Consider the following 21051-nt stretch of genomic DNA (forward strand, 5'->3'; position numbering starts at 1 on the left):
AAAAATATGAATTTTTACAAAATTCGTATTTCAACCGCAGTAAAATCAGACCATTTTGCGAATTTTTTAATGCCCTTGTTTTTCGTGTGGTATTTTTTTAACCCATTAAGTGTTTAAAATCTGCAAACTCATCATTATTAGGGTTTAGTTCAAACCCGAAATTTGAAAAATGTCAATAATATTCCTTTATTTGGGTTGAAATTGAATCAAAATACGTCAACTTTTGACTTTTTTTGAAGCTCAAGAACTTTTAACTGTAAAAACTTATGAACATGATCACCAACCTTTTGATGATTGTACAAGATTCGGTAGCTGTAGCGGATAGTGTCGTTGCAGCAACACCGGAAGTTGTAGAAACTGCTACCGCAGCGGTAACAGATTACGGTGCTGACGTGGCATTCAACCTACTTACAGCCAATAATGTCTGGATGATGGTTGCTACTGCTCTCGTTTTTATCATGCACCTTGGATTTGCTGGTGTTGAGACTGGATTTGGACAGTCTAAAAACACCGTAAACATCCTGTTTAAAAACACTCTGACTCCTATTATAGGTATCTTAACCTATGCCTTGTTAGGGTTTAACCTGATGTATCCTGGTTTTGAGGATCCGGGATGGTTCGGATTTGCGGGTTTTGGACTGGAGACATCCGGAACTGCTGACAACACTTCAGGGTATGCGAGTGGTGGATACACTTACTGGACTGACTTCTTGTTCCAGGCGATGTTTGCCGCTACTGCTGCTACCATTGTGTCCGGAGCTGTGGCTGAGCGGATCAAGCTGGGTGCTTATCTGATCTTCACGGTTATTTTCGTTGGATTGGTTTATCCTGTTATCGGAAGCTGGAAATGGGGTGGGGGAGCCCTTGATGCTATGGGCTTCTATGACTTTGCTGGTTCTACACTTGTTCACTCCGTAGGTGGATGGGGAGCACTTGCCGGTATCATGATCCTTGGACCACGTATTGGTAAATACGTAGACGGGAAAGTAATTGATAAGCCTGGCTCCAGTGTGCCTTTGGCCGTAATCGGGGTATTCCTGCTTTGGTTAGGATGGTTCGGTTTCAACGGAGGTTCTGTACTTTCTGCTGATCCTGGATTGGTATCTTTTGTTCTTGTTACTACTTCACTTGCAGCATGTGCCGGTGGTCTTGGCGGTTTCGTTACCGGCTACCTGGTATTTAAGCGACTGGATCTGGGTATGGTTCTTAATGGTATCCTTGCTGGTCTTGTAGGTATTACAGCTGGTGCAGATGTAATTGAGCCTGGACATGCGATCCTTGTAGGTGTTATTGCCGGTATTCTTGTAGTCCTTTCTGCTATCACACTGGATAAATTCAAACTGGATGACGTAGTAGGAGCGGTATCCGTTCACCTTACTTGTGGTGTGTGGGGTACACTTGCTGTGGGTATTTTCTCGATCAATCCTGACCACTCATTCATCGCTCAGTTGAAAGGTGTGGCTATCTGTGGACTTGCAGCATTTATTTGTGCTTTCGTGATCTTCTACATCCTGAAACTGACTATCGGAATCAGAGTATCCGAAGAGCATGAGAAAGAAGGACTTGATAGTCATGAGCATGGTATCAGAGGATATACCATTATCTCAGAATAAATAAACGAATTAAAAAAATAAGGCCTCTGAACGTAGGCGCCAACCATCAAGTTCAGAGGCCGATTTTCCACAAACTTTAAAAAAATTAAAGCTTATGAACACTTTTACAAAAGTATCAAAAAGATTCATTCTGTCAGCCGTGGTAATGCTGGCAGTAGTAGCTGTACAAGCTCAGGATGAGGAAGAGTCTTCATTCTCATTTAGCGGATCAGTGGATTCTTATTTCCGAACAAATCTTAACGGTCCAAATGTATTGGAAGGATTTTTTGATGTTGATGGAGACGGAACTCCTGATGACGTAATTCAGGCTCCCGTTTCATCTTTTGCCAATCAGCCTGGATTTGCATTAGGTATGGTTAATTTAATTGCAGGATATGAAGGTGAAAAGGTTGGATTTGTTGCTGATTTAGTATTTGGACCGCGAGGTACGGATGCAGTCTTTGGATCTACTACTGCAAGTTCAAGTATCGTTAACCAGTTGTACACCTACTGGGTGGTGAATGACGCATTGACGCTAACCTTTGGAAATTTCAATACGTTCCTTGGGTACGAGGTAATTTCACCAACTGGTAACTATAACTATTCTACTTCTTACATGTTCTCGTATGGTCCTTTCTCTCATTCCGGGTTGAAAGCTGACATTGCGATTGGAGAGGCAAGTTTAATGCTGGCGGTACTTAACCCAACAGACTTTACAGATTTTAATCCTGATGGAACCTACTATGCTGGTGCGCAGCTTGGAGTAGCAGGGCAGTATTTTAACTTTCTGTATGGAGGAGAAGATGGCGATTATTTACAGGTTGATTTCACTGGTGGGTTAGATGTTACTGACGCTACTTATGTTGGATTAAATGCTACATACAATAAAGACCTTTTCTACGGTGTAGCTCTTTACCTTCAGCAATCATTTACTGATGACTTCAGTTTGGGTCTGCGAGGTGAGTACTTTGGAGATGATGGCATTGGTATAGTTGGTGCTGATGAAAGCATAATTGACTTAACCTTGAGCGCTAATTATTCTGTAGGGTCACTTACATTTATTCCTGAATTGAGAATAGATTCTTTCAGCCAGGATGACTTAGTAGTTACTGAGTGGGATCCTACAGATCCAGGAGCAACTGAAACAGCTAATTCTCTGTCTTCATTTGTACTAGCTGCAGTATATGCATTTTAAGTAATTCCTGAAAAGTATTTAAATAACCAAAATCCCATTTCAGTTTACTTTTCAGGTAAATTAGGAATGGGATTTTATTTTGTGTTTTTGCTGATTTTGTTGATTTATTAATAACGTTATTTAAATTTTCATGAAGATTGTTTAATAATTCAGTATTTTTTTTAAAATTTGTGATGGTTTAAACCTTCGTTGAGAATCCAACCGAAAAATCAGCGAGATTTGAAATTTTCTTTTTAACAAGTTAAAATATAAACCGAATAACATGGCTAAATCAAAATTGGAGTACATCTGGCTTGACGGTTATAAGCCAACCCAATCTCTAAGAAGTAAAACGAAAGTAGTTGACAATTTCAGCGGCAAGCTGGAAGACTGCCCTGAGTGGTCTTTTGACGGTAGCTCTACAGAACAGGCAGAAGGCGGATCTTCGGACTGTCTTTTGAAGCCGGTTTTCCTTTGCCCGGACCCGGCAATCGAAAATGGCTGGTTAGTAATGACAGAAGTGCTTAACGCTGATGGTACTCCACATGAATCTAATGGTCGTGCAACCATTGATGATCAGGATGATGATTTCTGGTTTGGGTTTGAGCAGGAATACTTCCTGTGGGACCCTGCAACGGATAAACCTTATGGATTCCCAGCCGGCGGATATCCAGGCCCTCAGGGTCCTTATTACTGCGGCGTAGGTGGAGATAATGTCTTTGGAAGAGATTTCAAAGATGAGCACCTTGATCTTTGTCTTGCTGCAGGGCTGAATGTAGAAGGTACCAACGGAGAAGTAGCAATGGGTCAGTGGGAATTCCAGATCTTTGCTAAAGGAGCTCAGCGAGCTGGTGATGAGATCTGGGTAGGAAGATACCTTCTTGAGAGACTTTCTGAAAAGTATGGTCTTTTCATAGAATATCATCCTAAACCACTTGGAGAACTTGACTGGAACGGATCTGGCATGCATGCCAACTTCTCTAATACACTGATCAGAACTGCCGGTTCGAAAGCGAAAATCGAAGAAGTGTGCGAAGCATTCAGAGGTGTGGTTGATGAGCATATTGCAGTATATGGCGCTTTCAATGATCAGCGATTGACTGGTAAGCACGAAACAGCTGCGATCACAGATTTCTCTTATGGAGTATCTGACCGTGGAGCTTCTATCCGTATCCCTATTTATACAGCTAATCATGGCTGGAGTGGATACCTGGAAGACAGAAGACCTGCTTCAAACGCGGATCCTTATAAAGTAGCAGCTCGAATCATCAAGACCGTAAAAACAGTTAAGTAATTCAACTCTACTTTGTTTTGAAAATGAATCTAAAGCTGGCTCAATGCCAGCTTTTTTTATTACAGGATCTTCAAATTTTTGCTGCGAATGTATGCTGGTTGGTTTTCCCACATAATACGATTCCATACGTCTCCCTCATCCAGTACTTCTACACGGTGACCTTTTTCTATTTTACCGATTGGTTCTGCCCCGGCTGAGGGACCGGTCATTAAAATTGCATTGTCGTCAGCGATTATGGCGGATTTCTCAAAGAGGAATCCATTCATCAAAATACCGGTGAGAATCACCACTATTACCTGAAAAACGACCGGTGTAACGGGAGTTTCTTTTTTCCTTTTTTTGCTATAGCTGTAAGCCAGCAAGAAAATGGAAATAGCGGAAAGCGCTGCGACAATTTCGAGTAGATATTTCTGTAGCAGGTTGAGGAAAAACTTAAAATCCGAGTATTCATAACCACTCAAGGTATGTTCTTCTGCTATTTCTCGCATCTTTGTTAACGCTTTCTTATCAGAAGTCTGCTGATAGTAAAGGTTAAGGTAATACAATGCATCGGCATAGTTTCCTAGCCCTTCCTGGATAAAAGCCATTTTGGTCAGCATGGCTGGCGAGGCTTTGCCATCGGAAAATATTTTCTGATATCCTTTAAAGGCTTCAGTGTATTTTTTACTTGAAAAAAGTGAATCTGATTGCTTTAAAACGCTTTCTTGCGCAGTGCAGTCAAGCGTTGTGAAAATACCGATTAGAGTGATCCAAAGGATTTTCTCAAAAAAGTTTTTCATGGGTTGTATTTTGTAGATAAGCTCCCTATTTTTGCAACCGCAATTTAAGGAAACGCCCTTAGAAATTGCTAAAATTAGTTCCTGAATCGCTAGCTCAGCTGGTAGAGCACATCCCTTTTAAGGATGGGGTCCTGGGTTCGAACCCCAGGCGATTCACTTTTAAACAAACCCTGGTTCTTTTACGAGTCAGGGTTTTTTGTTTCTACGAAAAAAGTAGAGTTTAGGATTACTGCATTTCTCTCATTGAAAATCAGAAGCGGTAGGAGAGTGTACCAGAGAACCTGGTGATCAGGACATAATTTTCCAGGTCAAATGCCAGTTCCTGTCTCGTGAAGTCTGCATTAACAGAAGCCAGCCAATCGTATCGAAGCTGGTGCTGGATCCCGATACCCAGTCGTTGGGATTTCAAAACAAAAATATCATCTTCTCCCAGTCCATTTGGAGTGGTTCGGGTATCGGGAGAAAAACCGATATTTCCGCTAAGCTCCAGATAGTTGTTTGGGTTCCCAAAATACCTGCGCATGGTAAGCGAGCCTGAGAGAGAGGCTCCGGCCTTTTTATCCGGGGTGATAAATGGGCGAAAAGACCACCACATGCTTTTATGATACCAGCCAACAGATCCGGTGTATATCGTGACGGGATTGTCAAAACGAAGGTGTCTGAATCCTGCGGAAGCTTCAAAACTTTTTGGTAAACTGGAAAATATCTCCGCGCCAAATCGATGTGTGGGAAACAGTGAGTTTTCAGAATAGCCGTAATTCAAATACCCATATACTCCGGAGGCAATGGAAGGGTATAGGTCTACTTCCCCCTGAAAGCCGGAGGTCTGAAATCTATTGGCATAGTTTAACCTCACAATAGACGAACCCCAGTTATTACTTCTGGACAATTGAGCTGATGAGAACCAGGCCGGCTCAAACGTCTCGCTAAAGAGATCTACAGCAAATCTCACCCCCGCTTCATAGCGCATTTGCTCGGTTTTCAACGAGTTTCTCAGTGAAATTGCTCGCTCATTGGTTGGATTTATTTTTAGTAGCTGATTGATAGTATTCATCGCTTCGCGGTTACGGTCCAATGAACTTAAAACCGATGCTTTTTTATACATGAAATCAACAAACGTGGGGTAATACTTCAATCCCATATTTACAGTTTTCAGAGCATTTTCTTGGTGTTCTGACCACATTTCCACATCAATCAGCGCATTGATGGCATCCTTGTATTTAGGACTCTTGCTCAGTACGGTTTTTAGCTCTGCTCTGGCGCTATCGTACTGGTCATCCCAGGCATAGGTACGACCAAGGAGGATTCTTACATCTTCATACCCCGGGCTGGATTTGAGAATGTATCTTAGCTTTATCCGGGCAGAGTCTCGCTTTCCGCTAAAGGCTTCCTCCTGAGCTACCCTGAAGAGTTTATCCGCACCGAGGGTCTTCCACTCCTGAGACCATGAGGTCAGATAAGTAAGTCCCAAGACGAGGGTCAAGCCGATTCTTATTGTCAATGTTTGCACTTCGTTTTCTTGCTACTTTTGTAAAAGTTGTTTTGCCATGCTATGATCCGGGTTTGATCGCAGCACTTTATTCAGAGATCTTTTTCCTCCAGCTTCATCGCCCAGTGCCAGTTGTGCTCTACCTAACCTGACCAGGAGCTCTATACTTTGCGGATATTGCCCCAACCCCTTCTGGGCAGCCAGATGCGAGCTGTCCGGATCCTTTTCCCAGTAATGTAAATCACTCAGAGCAATATACGCATCTTCGTAGTGTTCAGCACGTTTAAAAACTTCATCCAGATGAAACCTGGCTGTTTTATAGTCTCCATCCCAGGAATAGGTTCTCGAAAGCAGGACCCTCAGGTCATGGTAGTTAGGGCTGCTGTTTAGACCCAACCTGATCAGGGCTCTGCTCTTCGAGAAAGACCGATCCAAAGCAAGGTTCCTGGCTTTGAAGTATAATGAATCAGGTGAGAGGTTCAAAAAGCCGTTTTCTTTCAGAAATTGTTTCTCATTTTCGCTCAGCTCAAAATAAAGATGCTTTTTAGTTTCGGATAGTGAGTCCGGGATGAGTTTGTTTTCAGTTAGTGCTACAGTTGATTTAGCTTGAAATAAAGCGAGTCTGTTTCGGAGTTGATCAGTGAGCTGTTCATCTTGGGTGGGGCGAAGGAGGAGCTCTGGTGTAATCTCAAATAGCTTGTCATCAGAAAGCAGCATTGTTTCGTAAACGTATTCCTTGATTTCATTTTTGTTTCTCATAAGAGGTATATCTAATGTACCCGGAAAGGATTGATCGGTCAGCGCACCCGAAATGAAGGAGGTTTGGGATGGTACGGTAAGGTTACATGACTTTTTCAGGTAAGTCAGCAGAGATGGGGAAACCTGGGAATGTGCTACCAAAGATTGCGTCTTGAGAGGTTTTGCGAGACCTGGCGAATAAATGAGCAGAGGAACGTGAAACCTTTTCAGCCGATTTTCTGCCGGGACAGGTATAAGACGGTGATCACCCGTGATGATAAATATAGTCTGATGGTAGCCGGGCAGATTTTTGTAAGCGGACATTAAGGTTTTAATGCTGTTGTCCGTGTATAGCAGGCATTCAAAAACCTCAATATAGCTTTCGTAAATGGGTTTATTTTTTTCATTGATCTTATCAGATTGTAAAATCTCGCTGGCTTTGGTACGGAATTTATCATCGGGTACGATGAATGGTTCATGGGTAGTAAGTGTCAGGTAAAAAGATGCCCTGGGACCTTTTGGAAATTCTTTTAATTTTTCAACGCTGTAGTCAAACACTTCCCGGTCGGCAAACCCCCAGCTAAAGCCTTTCTCATTTGAGGCCATTTTATGGTAAGCGAGTGGAAATTTGGATTCATCCATAATGTAGTCCAGTCCTTGTCGCTCCAGAAATACATCCTGCTGATCAAAGTTGGCATTGCCTCCATAGAAAAATGAGGTATGATAACCGTTTTGCTTCAGGATACTGAAAAGTGTGACGTGGTCTGGCATGTTTACTCCCATGTTCATAAATCCGGATTTTCCGTAAGGGAGAGACCCCAGAATGGAGGGCAATACTCCGAATGTCCGGCCGGAATTACTCAGACAGTTTTGCCAGAATAGACCGTGACTTGTCAATGAGTCTAAAAATGGCGTAAAGCCCTCGTAGTTTCCTCCGGTCAGGAAGTCAGCGCCCAGGCCTTCTACCGCAATAATTACAATATTTGGCAGGGGGTCGCTTTCAGGAAGGTATTTACCCAGTGTATTCGGTTCATCAAAAGGGCGTAAAAAAGGATATTCGGATATGTCGAAGTTTTCTGTTGTTGCTTTGGGACCCAAAAGCTGGCTGAAGCTCTCCTTTATGAAATGGGTGGTAGGGTTTTTTACATATGAGTAAGCTTGCTCACTATCAAACTGGTAAGAGGATGGGCCGGGTATGAAATAAGAAAGTGCGAACAAGATTGGAAAGACGGTGGCCAGGGATCCTGGTAATCTGAGTTGGTTAACCCAGTAGCTAAAGCCAATAAAGGTTGTAAGCCCTAATGTCCAAATGATGATTCCCCGGAACGAAATGCCTCCGGAAGAACCAATGGTGTGGGTAATTTCAGCAGGTGAGTAGCCCCAAAAGTCAGCGCCAAGTAATATCCCCGTTTGTAATAAATAGCTGACCAGCGAAATGTGCATCAAAAGCACGAGAGTTAGTGCCGTCATTACAGTCAGGAACGCCAGGCGCTCTGATAACCAACAGGTAATGAGATATAAAATGCTAACTACTAGTCCGACCCGAAAGCAAAAAATCAGCAAATAAGCCATTGCCTGAAGGAATTCTGCTGCTGTGGTATAAACCACGGGGTTACTACTGGTCAAAAGGCCCAGAGCTACCTGGCAGATGATCAGGCTGATGGTAAATGCCAGTGTTAGTTTAACAGGCTGTTTGAATCGTTGCATCCTTACAGCTAAGTAACAAATACTTCCCGTTATTTTAAAAAAAATGAAACAAAAAACCCCCGGCCTTCATGGCTCGGGGGTCTGCTTTTCAGCGGATCTATGTATAGGAATCGAGTACTAGTGTTAAGTTGTAGAATTAAACTACATTTAAAATGTGTCGCAAATAGTTGATCGCCAGTTCGTTGTTTCTATTTACCCTGACAAAAATTTCCTTGAAGAGGAATTTTTCGTCTTGGTTGATTATTTGTGCCATTAGGCACTAGAAATCAAATCCCAGGTATAGCTGCAGAGCGGAGTTTTTACTGTTTTCAGTAGCATCACCAGCTGTTTCATCTTTTCCAATTTCCTGGAAACCATAATTGTATCGAATACCGAGTGTGCCATCAGGAAAGTCGAAACCAAAACCAGCTGCAACTCCGGTATCTAATGTGTTGAAATCATCCCTGTCCAGAGACTCGATATTGTTGATGCTCCCATCGTCATCTACATCTTTCACATTGGCACCTATGAGTAGTCCCAGGTATGGTCCGGCGTGTATATTGAAGTTTCCCAGCTTCAAAACACCCAGCACGGGAACTTCCAGGTAATTTAGATTGAAGCGATACTTTCCGCTTCCTCCCAGGAAGTTGCTGTATTGTATTTCGGATCCTTTTTGGGTAAACAAAAACTCCGGCTGAACCGCAAAGAACTCTGTAAGCTCAGCGCGGTGATATAAACCGGCATTGAATCCGACTTTCATGTTTTCATCATCCACATTATCTACATAAAGGTTTGTGAAGTTGACTCCTCCTTTTATTCCTGTTTTCTGCGAGAAAGCAGATAATGAAAGAGTGATAAGGATCAATATAAGGGGTAATCGGGTTCTCATGGTTCTATTGTTTTTATGTTAGAAAAAGTTTTAAAAAAAAGCCCGGCCCCAACCTGCCGGGCTTTGGACGTTGTGCAAAACACTGCACCTGATTTAGCTTTTAATGCTTATTACAAGATACTTGGAGATTTTCCAGAAGGCTTCCGGGTCAGTTACTTCCAGGTATTTCACCTTATCCGCTTCATTGACAAGTTTGTAGCTTTCGGATGGGTGCTCGGTAACGATCTCCATTTTATCACTGTCTATGTAGAATCGTTTGGTGTTTTGAATATCTACTTCGGTAAATTTATCCTGAGCAGCATCTGCCTTTAGTTCGGTTGTGCGACCGATCCAGAGAAAACCTCCTTCTTTAGTTACCAAGCCTTCTTCTTTAAGTTTCTTTTCGTTGTCTACCGCAAAATAGGCTGTATTGAGTTTTTCTTCACGATCTTCCAGCTCCTTGGTCTGTACGTCAATTGTTTCTGTTTGCAATTGTACTCTCGTGACAAGGCTGGAAACTTCCGTATTCAACTCAGCGATGTGCTGGTTTTTAGATTCCAACTCTTCCCTGAGTTGAGACAGAGCTGTTTCGCGCTCTTTCAGGTCTGTACTCATCTGATTTACTTTTCTTCTGAAAGCGGTTAGCTCCAGGTTAGAACTTTCGAGCTTGTCACTCAATGAAGCTACTTTCTGGTTGGTATTATTAATTAGATCATTGATCTTTTTCAGATCAGCTACCATACCTTCTCCACTGCTTTCAGAAAAATCTCCGGAACTTTTCGTGGAGATGAGTTTTTCCTGAGCCTTGATCTCTTCGATCTGACTTTCTACATCAGCCATTACATTCATAATAGAGTTAAAGGCTGAATCTCGCTCATGCAGCTGTTGCTCCAGCATATCAGCTTTGGATTTTAGCTGCTCTCTCTCTTTTCTGTCACATGACGAAAACAGTAGTGATCCCACCAACATGGTGGTTACTAACAGGTATTTTTGATTTGTTCGTTTCATAATTTTATGGTGATTTATTTTCTATTAGTCTTATAGTCTTAGATTCATTTGTTAAAAGGTGAATTTTACTCCCACTCCAGGGTCTATGGCCAGGTATGCGTCGCCATTTGTTGTTACCTCCAGAAATGGCTTCACATCCAGGCTTACAGCAATAGGCACTTCATTTATTTTGTACTCCATACCAAAAATGCCGTCTACACCTATCCCAAAGTCTCCTTCTGATCGCCTGTATTGGCGTATGCCGTCATAATAAACCCAGTCTGTCTGGATGGCGAGGTGGCCGCCTATACCATAGTACCAGGACAATCCGGGTGCATCAAAAGCATTGTTATACTTTTCCCATAAGGCCGTCAGTGAAAATGCACCCGGCCCAAAACCAATAATCCCCTCTACAGCCTCATCTCTGGCTGTAAAATGCTTGATGGTGATTCCAGAAGTACCGACCCCACGTACACCAATGGCTGTATTGTAATTGTATGCTTTGATGGATAGTGTAGGGGGCGTGGCATCCAGGATACCATCCTCCTTTGGATCGTTTTGGCCTGAAGCCAAAGCATTTACCGACAAAATAGTTAATCCGAAAAGCGATAAAAGTTTTATTTTATTCATGACTGTTATGCGTTTTGATATATCAATTCAGATGATATTCATTCGCAAACACTCTGTAGCCAATTACGTTCCAAACTATTTTTTATGTGTAAATTGCTTGTAATCAGCACCTTACCTTTTGGGGTTTTTCGATATTTTCTCTTTTTGAGAATGGAGTTCTCATTTTGGGTTTACGCTTCCTTTTTATCTTCTTTGAGCATACGATAGATGGTGGACTGACCGATATCCAAAAGTTTAGCAACTTTCTTAATGTCGTCATTGTGGTTTTTCAGATACATCTTCACAATTCTGAGTTCATATTCTTTCATGGTCAGGTCTTCGTCAAAGAGGTCGGTAACCGGGTCAGATTGTGTAAAAGAGATATCTTCTGAAGTGATTTCAGGCTGTTCGGACATCACTGCTGCCAGCTCTACAATGGATTTTAGCTCCCTGATATTGCCTGGAAACTGGTAGGTCATCAATTTATGCAAAGCATCTCTGGTAAAGGCTTTTGGCGCCATGTTATTTTCTTTGCAGAAATCCTCGGCAAAGCGTTTAGCAAGGATAATGACATCCTTATCTCTGTCGCGGAGTGGGGGAAGATCGATTGGCAATCCATAAAGCCTGTAATACAAGTCCTCACGGAAGTTTCCTTTTTTCATTTCCTCCAGCAGATTTCTATGCGTGGCAGCAATGATGCGGCAGTTTACTTTTACAGATTCGGTTCCCCCTACACGAATAACTTCCTTTTCCTGAAGGGCGCGGAGAAGCTTGGCTTGTAAGTGCGGATCCATTTCTCCTATTTCATCTAAAAACAGGGTGCCGCCATTGGCCTGTTCAAACTTGCCCGTATGCCGACTTGCTGCTCCGGTAAAGGCGCCTTTTTCATGGCCAAAGAGTTCACTCTCTGCAAGTTCCTTTGGGATGGCGCTCATATTTACGGCTACAAAGGGCTTTTTTTTCTGGGAGGAGTTATAGTGGATAGATTTAGCCACCATTTCTTTTCCCGTACCTGTTTCCCCGCTTATGATCACCGAAATATTATTGGTTGTTGCTTTTTCCATCATCTGGAAGACCTTTTTCATGGGCGCACTTTGGCCGATGATGGAGGTTTGGAAGTCATATTTTTTCTCTACCTCAGACTGTAAAGTTTCAATTTTAGATTGCAGCGAAGTGTTTTTGCGGATGTGCTGAACGACATTAAGCAGGCGGTCCCGAATATCTTCGGTTTTGGTAATGTAGTCATAGGCACCTGCTTTTAGCAGTTTTACGGCAGTTTCTATTTCATTCTGCTCAGAGATGATCAGCACTTCTATGGATGGGTCATATGCTTTGATCTTCCTAAGGAGGTCTTCACCATTGATGTCAGGAAGCTTATAGTCGAGCGTAACTACATCAGGCTTTTCTTTCAGGTAGGTCAGGAACTTCTCTCCATTTTCAAAAACTTCTACCTGGTAGTCCGGGTTCAGTGTCAGGTTATGATGGAGGAGTTTTCTGTACCAATCATCATCTTCAACCACAAAAATGGTAAATGGCTTGCTACTCATAGTTGGATTTACTTTGCAGGTTCGTTTTCTAAGGATTCTCTCAAAGCGTCACAAGTCAAAGATAACTCTAGTTTAATCTGATTTATGGTTTCTGCAGAAATGGTTTTGTCTTCTTTTTCTGCTCTGTTTTCGAGGCTTTTGAGCATGCCTACCAGCTTGGTAGCTTTAAAATGCCTGGCTGGTGCGACTATACGGTGGGCGGTAATGGCGATTTGGTCAAACTTCTTTTTCCGGAGGTTTTCTTCCATTGATTTCATGCCAGACTCAGCGCTGCTGATAAAAGTTTCTACCATTTCGTTAACAAAGGCTCTGTCACCCATTTGATGAAGCAGGGACAAATCTATCTCTGCGCCTTTTACATTCGTAAGTTCCGCTTTATTAGTTTCTTTAGCTATAATCTCAAAAAGTTGTTTTTCATCAAAAGGTTTTCGCAAGATGTGGTCAAACCCGTATGCTTCGCTTTGTTCTTCTTCCAGTTTTGAGACGGTGGCTGTTAATGCTATAAATGGCTTTCGTTTGTTGGGCCCTTTTCCGGCACGTATTTCTTTTACGATCTCCCATCCGTTTTTCTTAGGCATTTTCAGGTCTAGCAGGATCACATCGTAAGTGTTTTTAGTCAGGAGCCTCAAAGCCTTTTCTCCATCATATGCTTCATCATAGCTGGCATTATGCCGATCCAGCAGTGTGGTCAGGAGCTTTACATTGAAGGGTTCATCATCGGCTATGAGGGCTTTTAGTTTACCGAGGGTAGGTGATTGAGGGACTTCATTGTTGATTTTTTGATTCTCATCACCGATCTGGCAGGCAAGATTAATGGTAATGGTGGTTCCTTTTCCTTCCTCACTTTTTAAGTCAATTTTTCCTTTTTTGTGAAGTAATACAAGTTTTTTTGTAATGGCGAGTCCCAGGCCGGTGCCTTTCGAAAATGAGCTTTGATTAGCCTGCTGAAACTCCCTGAATAGTCTTGACTGCTGGTCCTTTGGTATACCGATACCGGTATCTGAAACCTGGATGGTGATCAATGCCTCGTTATTCGTATTTTTTGAACTGACTGAAAGCCTCACTTCACCATTCTCAGTGTATTTGATTCCGTTATTAAGCAGGTTGATCAGTATCTGCCTTAACCTGTAAGGATCACCGATCACTACTTTTGGCAGGCCTTCGGATGTGTAGATCAGCTTGAGTCCTTTCCGGTCTGCACTTTCCTGAAGGATTTTCATGGTGTCGCGAAACAGCTCATCTGTGTTAAATGGAGATGTTTCCAACTGCAGCTTTTCGGCCTGCAGTTTTGAGAAATCCAGGATGTCATTCAGTAGCTTTAGGAGATGCTCGGAAGACTTGCTGATAATCTCGACCTGTTCTCGCTGGTCAGCGCCAAGCTCTGACCTGAGGAGGATTTTAGAAAACCCTGAAATAGCGTTCATGGGTGTGCGGATCTCATGGCTCATATTAGCAAAAAACCGTTCTTTGGCCTTGGCGAGTGTCTCTGTAGATTTTTTAGAGTCTTCCAGTAGCTCCTGGTATTTCATGCTTTTATTATAGTAGTTAAGCAAAATGATCAGACTGGTAAGCAGAAGCAGTGTCCCCAGAATGGTAAAGGTGAGAATCTGTTGATTGGTCTTACTGGTTATTTCTTTAGCATGAAGTGTGTTTAGTTCCAGCTTCAGAGCTTCCCGGGATTCCAGGTAAGAAATGAGGTCCATGATCTGGTTCTGGATTCGAAAATGACTGGTTTCCAGTTCCATTTGCCTGGTTTTCATTTCTTTTCGTGCGTATTCAGAGCTGGCCCTGATTTTCCGGATTTCGTTAGATAGCTCTGTCCGGTAGCGGTGGGCTTTGGCGGTGAGGATGCTGTCTTTCACCTGGCGCTCCTGGGCTACGGTATTTGAAGGCTCAGAAGCGATCCCATCTTGCTCATCTGTCTCATCGTCTTTTTCTTTTTTCTTGCTGAAAAGTTTTTTTAGCCATCCGCGATTATCCTCTTCCTCAGGTTCTTCTTTGATGGACTCTTCCTGACTTAAAGAGTCGTTATTTATTCGGGAAGAAACAATGGAATCTGCAGATTGAGATGCATCTTCTTTGACAATTTCGGGGATTTCCTCAAGCTTTTGTTGTAAGCTGGAGAGGTCATTTTCAGCGATCTCCGGGCTGAGTTTCAGGAGCTTGTTGAGTACGTCGGTTTTTCGGTCTATCAGGTGCGCCAGTGAGTCATTAAATGCCAGGAGATCCTCATCTTCTCTGTTTTGCTTGTTGATAGAGTCCAGGAAGAAAGATACCTTCTCGGTGTAAGTATTGTAATTATCGAGGTAAAGGTCATCCTCAGTAAGCTGATAAAACTCAACCTGATTTTCCATGCCAGTTAAGGCTACCATGATCTCTTTATAAAGAAGAAGATTATTGTCCGGCAAATTGTCCGTTTCTAATCGGTATACAATTTTATTGAGGTTTAAGTAAGTAAAATACCCTGCCCCTGCTACTGAAATTGTCAGAACAATAAGGGTAAACCCAAGAAGGCTGGCAATCTGATTTCTCCTCAAACTTGATAACTGCATTTAGTGTATCATTATTAACGCCCGGGAGGAGACAGTGTTATAAATCAATCAGGATAAATCGGTCTTTTCGGTTCTTGCCAGAATCGGAGCAATGGAATCTTTCAAATCCTTTGCAAATTCTTTAATCCGGGGTGTATGTCCCTCACTTATATACCGATCAGCCTTTTGATTGATTTCACTAAGGGCTTTATTTAAATATTGGTAATAAATCACATCAAAGTTTTCCGGTTTTATTGTTTCCAGCTTTTGTACATACTCATCGCTTGGCTCACTCAGCGCACTGGCAAGCTTTACCCGCTTTACGGCAGCCTCCAACTTAAACTTCAGCAAAAGATCTTCAACAATATCCTGGACGTCCTGGGCAAGTACATAGGTTTCCCTCAGGTTTGCCTTTGCTTCAGCCGTCTCTGATAAAGCTTCTGAGAGCAACACCCGGTCATGAGTAGTCATCAGAAATTCTGCGTCCTCTCTATTCCATCCATCAAATCGCTTCTGATTGGTGTTTTGAGCGGCATAGTAGCTGTTTGATTGACAGCCTGCCAATATGATTAAACCTAAAAACAGTGTAGTAAAAGTTTTCATAGTTTTAATTTTTAACTTCAGGTAATTTTGTTCCTTTTCTTTTACCCTGACAAAACTTTCCATGTCAGAAAAGTTTTCGTCATTCTACAATAGAATACTTTGACATAATACTTCAAATATTCTATCTGTATAATCCAGGTTAAACGATAAACCGGGACAAGCGTCCCGGTTTATGACTCCATAGCCGATTATGAGGATCGGCAGTATTTCCCTTATGGATATATTAGCCATATAAGAGCACAAGGCATGCCTAATATATTAATATGACTATAACCTATTGATAATCAATGTATTGTAAGGGTGATAAATTTGGTTATTTCTGGGTTTAATCCTCATTTTGAAAATTAAATTCTCATTTTGGTAATTTGTGTGTTCATCTAAAGAATCTATGTCAAACAGAAAACGTATTATTTCGCTGATAGCTGGTCCTTTGGCCTTTCTGATCATTTTATCGTCCGATGCCTTTCCGGGAATGAGCCCAGAAGCTCAGTCCGTTTTAGCAGCCACAATCTGGATTGCCGTTTGGTGGATAAGCGAGGCGATACCCATCCCGGTCACATCCCTGTTACCAATCATTCTGTTCCCTTTATCGGGGGGATTGTCTATAGAGAAAACGACATCAGCTTATGGCCATAAGTTTGTCTTTTTGTACATCGGAGGATTTATTCTTGCTAAAGCGATCGAAAAATGGGATTTGCACAGGCGCATTGCACTCAATACGGTCAACCTTGTGGGCTCTGATGCTCGGAAAATAGTGATGGGCTTTATGGTGGCCACCGCTTTTCTGTCTATGTGGATATCAAACACTGCCACGAGTGTGATGATGCTGCCCATAGCAGTCGCCGTAGTGAGTCAGCTCAATGAAGTGAGTAAAAAGGGAGTAAGCGAGGCTTTTGGGAAGGCGTTGATGCTTGGGATAGGTTATTCCGCTTCTATAGGCGGGATATCTACCCTGATCGGTACTCCTCCTAATCTTGTCCTGGCGGGTGTGGTAAAGGAATATTATGATCTGGAGTTGATATTTTCAGAGTGGATGCTTTTGGTTTTCCCTCTTTCTTTGATCTTGCTGACGATCACCTGGATTTACCTGACACGCTTTGCATTCAGGCTGGAACGAGGTAGTCTGGCAGGTGGTAAAGAGGAGATCAGGCGTCAGCTGGCTTTATTAGGCAAGCTTTCTAAGGAAGAGCGATTGGTCCTGATTGTTTTTGTCACCACTGCTTTCTTATGGATCACTCGTTCATTTATTATAAACCCTTTTTTGCCCGCCCTGGATGATACCATTATAGCCATAGCAGCTGCAGTTTCTTTGTTCCTGCTTCCGGCTCGCGATGGTAAAAGGGTTTTGGATTGGAAAACTGCAGTAAAGATCCCCTGGGGTATAGCTTTGTTATTCGGAGGCGGGTTAGCTATTGCACAAGGTTTTAAAGAAACAGGTCTTGCCGAATGGATCGGAGGGCACTTAGGAGCCCTGGATGGTTTAAGCATACTGCTGATTCTCCTGGTGGTGGTAGGTATGGTAAACTTCATGACAGAGATTACCTCTAATGTAGCTACTACATCGATGATCCTCCCGATTTTGGCTCCGGTGGCCGTGGCAGTAGGAGTGGATCCTCTGGTGATCATGGTAGCTGCTACCATTTCGGCTTCATGTGCCTTTATGCTCCCTGTAGCTACTCCGCCTAATGCTGTTGTCTTTGGAGCTGGCTATCTGAAAATGCGGGATATGGTAAGGACAGGTGTGGTTCTTAATCTGGCTTCTATCCTGGTGGTTACCCTCTATACATACTTTCTGATGCCTTTGATCTGGTAAAATGAAATTGCAAAAAGAACGTAATTTAATTTGAGTTATGACGTTTCCGTACCTATAAACAGAATATTATTCTATATAAATTTAATATTAAGGTATAATATTCTGAATTTTCAACCTTAATTAATTTAATTATTAAGCAAATAAGCTGGTTCGCCTTACTTTATGATAAATATTTTCCGGTTCAGTCATGATTATTCCAGTTGACTTCCGGTTTGTTTGTTATTTGGTTTAAAGTAGGAATATTTGATATAAAGAAATTCAGAACGATAAGAAGCGAGACTATGAAGCCAGCAGCGAACCAAAAAAGAGACAAGATCAGTTACAATATCTTTAATGATCTGAGAGCAGAGGAGCAGGAACTACTTGGTGATTGTATGACCCGGATTATGCGTCACGTAGATAAAAACATTTCACGTGCAGAGGATCCTTCCAGGGTTTCGAGGATGCTAACCGTAAGGTGGCTGATCCACAAAAACCTTCAGAAAACAGACAATTAACATAAGCATATAGTTCAAATCGGAAAGGGGTGCTGACATTCGGCACCCCTTTTTATTTTAGCCAGGGGAAACAGGATCAATATGCAGTGGAGCAATTGTGATATCAAAAAGTAAACCGCAGATAAAGTGAAGTTCCGCAGAGGGGTTCATTTTGTCCTGAAACCACTTAGAAGCTATAGTTTTCTCCGGATTCTCAGCGGATAAAAAACAAATTCTACGGGTGGGTGCATCAGGAACGGTTTATAAAGCTTAATGATAATTTAATGCCATTAAATAATGATTTTTAAAGCCTAAAAAGACCTGTTCGTCGAACTGCCTCACACAAAACCACAACGCTATCCGGTTTGTATTGTATCAATTGATATATTGGACCATCATTTGATATAATGATCATTTGATTTTAAATCTATGTTTTACCGCCAAACCAACTTAAACTTATGGCAAACACAATTAAGATCTATTTAAAATTAGTAGGAACCGAGCCTGATTATGAGCTCCAGTGGAGCACCGACCAACAATCCTGGTCTAAAGTAACTCCTGATTCACCTACCTCCCAGGTGGACTCTGATGATGAAGTAGACTGGATAGCTGATGCCTCTATTCAAAAGGTGCAGATTAAATTTGATAAGGGAAATATCATTTCGAATAGCGATATTCGTGATAATGATACCAAGGAACCGAAAGGCCGGGTGAAAAACGGAGTAGCTCGAGGGTTATCAGATAAGTATACTATTAAAGTTCAACCTGAAGGAGGGGGTGGAATGAAGGAGTATGATCCGGAAATAGAGACTCCACCGGATGATGGAGAATGATGATCATTAATTAGTTTTAAAGTTTAAAGGGCCGATTGAACATCTGGCCCTTTTTAATTCATTTTCACTAACTTCATATATTAATATCCAAATTGAATGGAGTTATTCAATAAAAAACAGACTCTGTTTTTTTTAGCATTCTTATTTTACCTGGGTTTGGTAAGAGTTTCCTTTTGCCAAGATCAAATCAAAGCTGATAGTCTAAAAGATGAGTTTAAGAAGTCATCAAGCGATTCTACCAGTATTTTTTTGCTTGATAAAATATTGGAAAATGAACATAATAGCGATTCAATAATATATTATGCTACTTTGATGATGGACTTGGCTTCAGTGGTTGGTCATGATCATAAGATCCATCCTGCTTACATTTATATAGCAGGTGCATATCAAGATAAAGGGGAGTTAGAAAGGTCTCTATCATTCTATCTTAAGAGTTTAAGTTATGCTGATACCGATCGAAGAAAGGGTATTACATTTTCCAATATAGCACATGTATACAGTACTAATGAAGATTACGATCAATCGTTAAAATATCTTGATAAGGCGGTAAGTATTTTCACTAACCTTAAGGATTCTCTTAGATTAGGGACAACATACATTTCTCTTGGGTACAGCCACTATAAGAATGGCTCTCAGGATTCATCAATTTACTTCAGCAATCAGGCAAAAAGAATTTTTCAAGAATTAGATATAAAATATGCTGATTATTATTGGTCGTATGCTGAGGGTAATTTATCTCTGGCTTTAGCTGCATTAGGAGATTTTAATGGAGCTGAGATCGGACTAGATACAGCTATGCAAATTCTTAAAAAGTACAAGGATAATTATGCCATAGCAGATTTCGAACTCCAGCAAGCAAGAATTTATTACGAAAACAGGAAATTTGCTTTAGGGCTTCCTTTAGCTCAATCCGGTTTGAGCTTAGCAAAAGAAAATGGCTTCAAAGAACGTATTATGGATGGCACTGAAATCCTATGTAACATCCATAAAGCTTTAGGAAATTATAAGCAAGCTTTCGAATATCAAAGCTATTATATCACAGTGCGAGATAGCCTTGTAAACGCCGACCTTATCCGCAAACTAGCCGACCAACAAAAAGAATTTGAAGTAGCGCAAAAACAAGCTGAAGTAGACCTGCTAAATGTAGAAAAGCGTAACCAGCAGCTCATCCTTTTTGCGGTGGCAGGTTTTGCGATGATCCTCATCGTGCTGGCACTGATCATCTACAAGTACTACCAGTCGAAAGCCCGCGTCAATAAGATCCTTGAGAACCAAAAACAGGAGCTTGAAGCGCTTAACCAAACCAAAGACAAGTTTTTCTCCATCATCTCTCATGACCTGAGAGGACCAGTAAGTTCGTTTCACGGCATCAGCCGGATGATCAAGTACCTGGTAGAGTCCAAAGAAACCGATCAGCTATTGGAGGTGGCTGATGACATTGATCAGTCTGTAGATCGCTTGTCCAGTCTGCTGGACAACCTGCTGCAATGGGCCATGCAGCAGCAGGGGCACTTTCCCAATGTGCCGGAGAAGATCAACCTCCATGAGCTTACTGATGACCTGGTGAAAACGCTGAATACCATGGCGCAGGGAAAAAATATCAACCTTTCTGCTGAGGTGGATGAAGAGATCAACCTGTGGGTGGATAAAAACACCACCATGACGATCTTGCGCAACCTGGTTAACAATGCATTGAAATTCACACCAGAAGGGGGCTCCGTATCTATTTCAGCCTTAGCCGAGGGGGATTTTGCGGAGATCCGGGTCAGCGATACGGGAGTTGGGATCCCCAAAGAGAAGTTAAACAAGCTATTTAAACTTCAGGACAAAAAAAGTACCTATGGAACCAGTGGTGAAAAAGGGCTGGGGCTAGGCTTGCAGCTGGTTTATGAGTTTGTAGAGATGAATCAGGGCAGCATAGCCGTTGAAAGCGAGGAAGGCAAGGGAACTGCATTCACCATTCGGCTCCCGCTGTTTGAAAGTGTGGGTGTGGAGGTCTGAGGGCTGTCGAATTAATGCCTGTTTTTTCTCG

At 42.0% G+C, this 21051-nt stretch carries 16 protein-coding genes and 1 tRNA gene; 8 read left to right on the forward strand and 9 right to left on the reverse strand.

All coding sequences use genetic code 11. The features are described 5' to 3' along the window. Window positions 1-272: 272 nt before the first annotated feature. The 3 genes from AC3E9V_RS05375 (at window position 273) to AC3E9V_RS05385 (ending at window position 4060) form a co-directional block, all read left to right on the forward strand. Complete coding sequence (locus AC3E9V_RS05375) at window positions 273-1613, forward strand: ammonium transporter (protein ID WP_488752160.1); 1341 nt, start codon at window positions 273-275, stop codon at window positions 1611-1613. 94 nt (window positions 1614-1707) lie between these two features. Further along, entirely contained in the window at window positions 1708-2787 is a 1080-nt protein-coding gene (locus AC3E9V_RS05380; RefSeq protein WP_488752161.1) for an outer membrane beta-barrel protein, read from the forward strand. A 262-nt stretch (window positions 2788-3049) separates the two neighbouring features. Further along, window positions 3050-4060, forward strand: a complete 1011-nt coding sequence (locus AC3E9V_RS05385) for a glutamine synthetase beta-grasp domain-containing protein (protein ID WP_488752162.1) — start codon at window positions 3050-3052, stop codon at window positions 4058-4060. A gap of 59 nt (window positions 4061-4119) precedes the next feature. On the opposite strand, the gene AC3E9V_RS05390 is transcribed toward AC3E9V_RS05385, so the two are convergent. Continuing rightward, window positions 4120-4839, reverse strand: a complete 720-nt coding sequence (locus tag AC3E9V_RS05390; protein ID WP_488752163.1) for a hypothetical protein — start codon at window positions 4837-4839, stop codon at window positions 4120-4122. Between the two features lie 83 nt (window positions 4840-4922). Here AC3E9V_RS05390 and AC3E9V_RS05395 point away from each other — a divergent pair. Continuing rightward, window positions 4923-4995: transfer RNA gene (locus AC3E9V_RS05395), tRNA-Lys, on the forward strand. A 94-nt stretch (window positions 4996-5089) separates the two neighbouring features. Here AC3E9V_RS05395 and AC3E9V_RS05400 read toward each other — a convergent pair. From AC3E9V_RS05400 to AC3E9V_RS05435, 8 genes are all read right to left on the reverse strand, one after another. Next, a complete protein-coding gene (locus AC3E9V_RS05400) occupies window positions 5090-6322 on the reverse strand; it encodes a YaiO family outer membrane beta-barrel protein (protein WP_488752164.1) in 1233 nt (410 codons plus the stop codon). 39 nt (window positions 6323-6361) lie between these two features. Further along, entirely contained in the window at window positions 6362-8773 is a 2412-nt protein-coding gene (locus tag AC3E9V_RS05405) for a sulfatase-like hydrolase/transferase (protein WP_488752165.1), read from the reverse strand. Between the two features lie 259 nt (window positions 8774-9032). After that, window positions 9033-9641 carry a porin family protein gene (locus AC3E9V_RS05410; protein ID WP_488752166.1) on the reverse strand — a complete coding sequence of 203 codons (609 nt, stop codon included), beginning with the start codon at window positions 9639-9641 and terminating at the stop codon, window positions 9033-9035. Window positions 9642-9734: 93 nt separating this feature from the next. Further along, window positions 9735-10628, reverse strand: coding sequence for a Cbp1 family collagen-binding glycoprotein adhesin (locus tag AC3E9V_RS05415; protein ID WP_488752167.1), 894 nt, complete (start codon window positions 10626-10628; stop codon window positions 9735-9737). A gap of 51 nt (window positions 10629-10679) precedes the next feature. Next, window positions 10680-11237: a hypothetical protein gene (locus AC3E9V_RS05420; RefSeq protein WP_488752168.1), complete on the reverse strand. Its 558-nt coding sequence runs from the start codon at window positions 11235-11237 to the stop codon at window positions 10680-10682. Between the two features lie 170 nt (window positions 11238-11407). Next, the gene (locus tag AC3E9V_RS05425) at window positions 11408-12763 is read right to left on the reverse strand and encodes a sigma-54-dependent transcriptional regulator (RefSeq protein WP_488752169.1); all 1356 of its coding nucleotides are present in this window, start codon (window positions 12761-12763) and stop codon (window positions 11408-11410) included. A gap of 8 nt (window positions 12764-12771) precedes the next feature. After that, on the reverse strand, window positions 12772-15315 hold the full coding sequence (locus AC3E9V_RS05430; RefSeq protein WP_488752170.1) for an ATP-binding protein: 2544 nt from the start codon (window positions 15313-15315) through the stop codon (window positions 12772-12774). Window positions 15316-15363: 48 nt separating this feature from the next. Next, window positions 15364-15897, reverse strand: a complete 534-nt coding sequence (locus AC3E9V_RS05435; RefSeq protein ID WP_488752171.1) for a DUF4142 domain-containing protein — start codon at window positions 15895-15897, stop codon at window positions 15364-15366. A 388-nt stretch (window positions 15898-16285) separates the two neighbouring features. Between AC3E9V_RS05435 and AC3E9V_RS05440 the strand changes: the two genes are divergently transcribed. The 4 genes from AC3E9V_RS05440 to AC3E9V_RS05455 all read left to right on the forward strand — a co-directional run bounded on the left by AC3E9V_RS05440 (window position 16286) and on the right by AC3E9V_RS05455 (window position 21020). Next, a complete protein-coding gene (locus AC3E9V_RS05440; RefSeq protein WP_488752172.1) occupies window positions 16286-17710 on the forward strand; it encodes an SLC13 family permease in 1425 nt (474 codons plus the stop codon). A gap of 281 nt (window positions 17711-17991) precedes the next feature. Continuing rightward, window positions 17992-18207: a hypothetical protein gene (locus tag AC3E9V_RS05445; RefSeq protein ID WP_488752173.1), complete on the forward strand. Its 216-nt coding sequence runs from the start codon at window positions 17992-17994 to the stop codon at window positions 18205-18207. Between the two features lie 437 nt (window positions 18208-18644). Continuing rightward, window positions 18645-19019 (forward strand): hypothetical protein, encoded by a 375-nt coding sequence (locus AC3E9V_RS05450; RefSeq protein WP_488752174.1) that lies wholly within the window; start codon window positions 18645-18647, stop codon window positions 19017-19019. A gap of 312 nt (window positions 19020-19331) precedes the next feature. Then, a complete protein-coding gene (locus tag AC3E9V_RS05455) occupies window positions 19332-21020 on the forward strand; it encodes a sensor histidine kinase (RefSeq protein ID WP_488752175.1) in 1689 nt (562 codons plus the stop codon). Window positions 21021-21051 lie beyond the last annotated feature (31 nt).

Source organism: Marinoscillum sp. HNIBRBA16962, from assembly GCF_057801515.1.

Bases quoted from the DNA above. Each gene is read 5' to 3' on its own strand.
- AC3E9V_RS05375 (WP_488752160.1), top strand. From the start codon at position 273: ATGATCACCAACCTTTTGATGATTGTACAAGATTCGGTAGCTGTAGCG.
- AC3E9V_RS05380 (WP_488752161.1), top strand. From the start codon at position 1,708: ATGAACACTTTTACAAAAGTATCAAAAAGATTCATTCTGTCAGCCGTG.
- AC3E9V_RS05385 (WP_488752162.1), top strand. From the start codon at position 3,050: ATGGCTAAATCAAAATTGGAGTACATCTGGCTTGACGGTTATAAGCCA.
- AC3E9V_RS05390 (WP_488752163.1), bottom strand. From the start codon at position 4,839: ATGAAAAACTTTTTTGAGAAAATCCTTTGGATCACTCTAATCGGTATT.
- AC3E9V_RS05405 (WP_488752165.1), bottom strand. From the start codon at position 8,773: ATGCAACGATTCAAACAGCCTGTTAAACTAACACTGGCATTTACCATC.
- AC3E9V_RS05410 (WP_488752166.1), bottom strand. From the start codon at position 9,641: ATGAGAACCCGATTACCCCTTATATTGATCCTTATCACTCTTTCATTA.
- AC3E9V_RS05415 (WP_488752167.1), bottom strand. From the start codon at position 10,628: ATGAAACGAACAAATCAAAAATACCTGTTAGTAACCACCATGTTGGTG.
- AC3E9V_RS05420 (WP_488752168.1), bottom strand. From the start codon at position 11,237: ATGAATAAAATAAAACTTTTATCGCTTTTCGGATTAACTATTTTGTCG.
- AC3E9V_RS05425 (WP_488752169.1), bottom strand. From the start codon at position 12,763: ATGAGTAGCAAGCCATTTACCATTTTTGTGGTTGAAGATGATGATTGG.
- AC3E9V_RS05430 (WP_488752170.1), bottom strand. From the start codon at position 15,315: ATGCAGTTATCAAGTTTGAGGAGAAATCAGATTGCCAGCCTTCTTGGG.
- AC3E9V_RS05435 (WP_488752171.1), bottom strand. From the start codon at position 15,897: ATGAAAACTTTTACTACACTGTTTTTAGGTTTAATCATATTGGCAGGC.
- AC3E9V_RS05440 (WP_488752172.1), top strand. From the start codon at position 16,286: ATGTCAAACAGAAAACGTATTATTTCGCTGATAGCTGGTCCTTTGGCC.
- AC3E9V_RS05445 (WP_488752173.1), top strand. From the start codon at position 17,992: ATGAAGCCAGCAGCGAACCAAAAAAGAGACAAGATCAGTTACAATATC.
- AC3E9V_RS05450 (WP_488752174.1), top strand. From the start codon at position 18,645: ATGGCAAACACAATTAAGATCTATTTAAAATTAGTAGGAACCGAGCCT.
- AC3E9V_RS05455 (WP_488752175.1), top strand. From the start codon at position 19,332: ATGATGGACTTGGCTTCAGTGGTTGGTCATGATCATAAGATCCATCCT.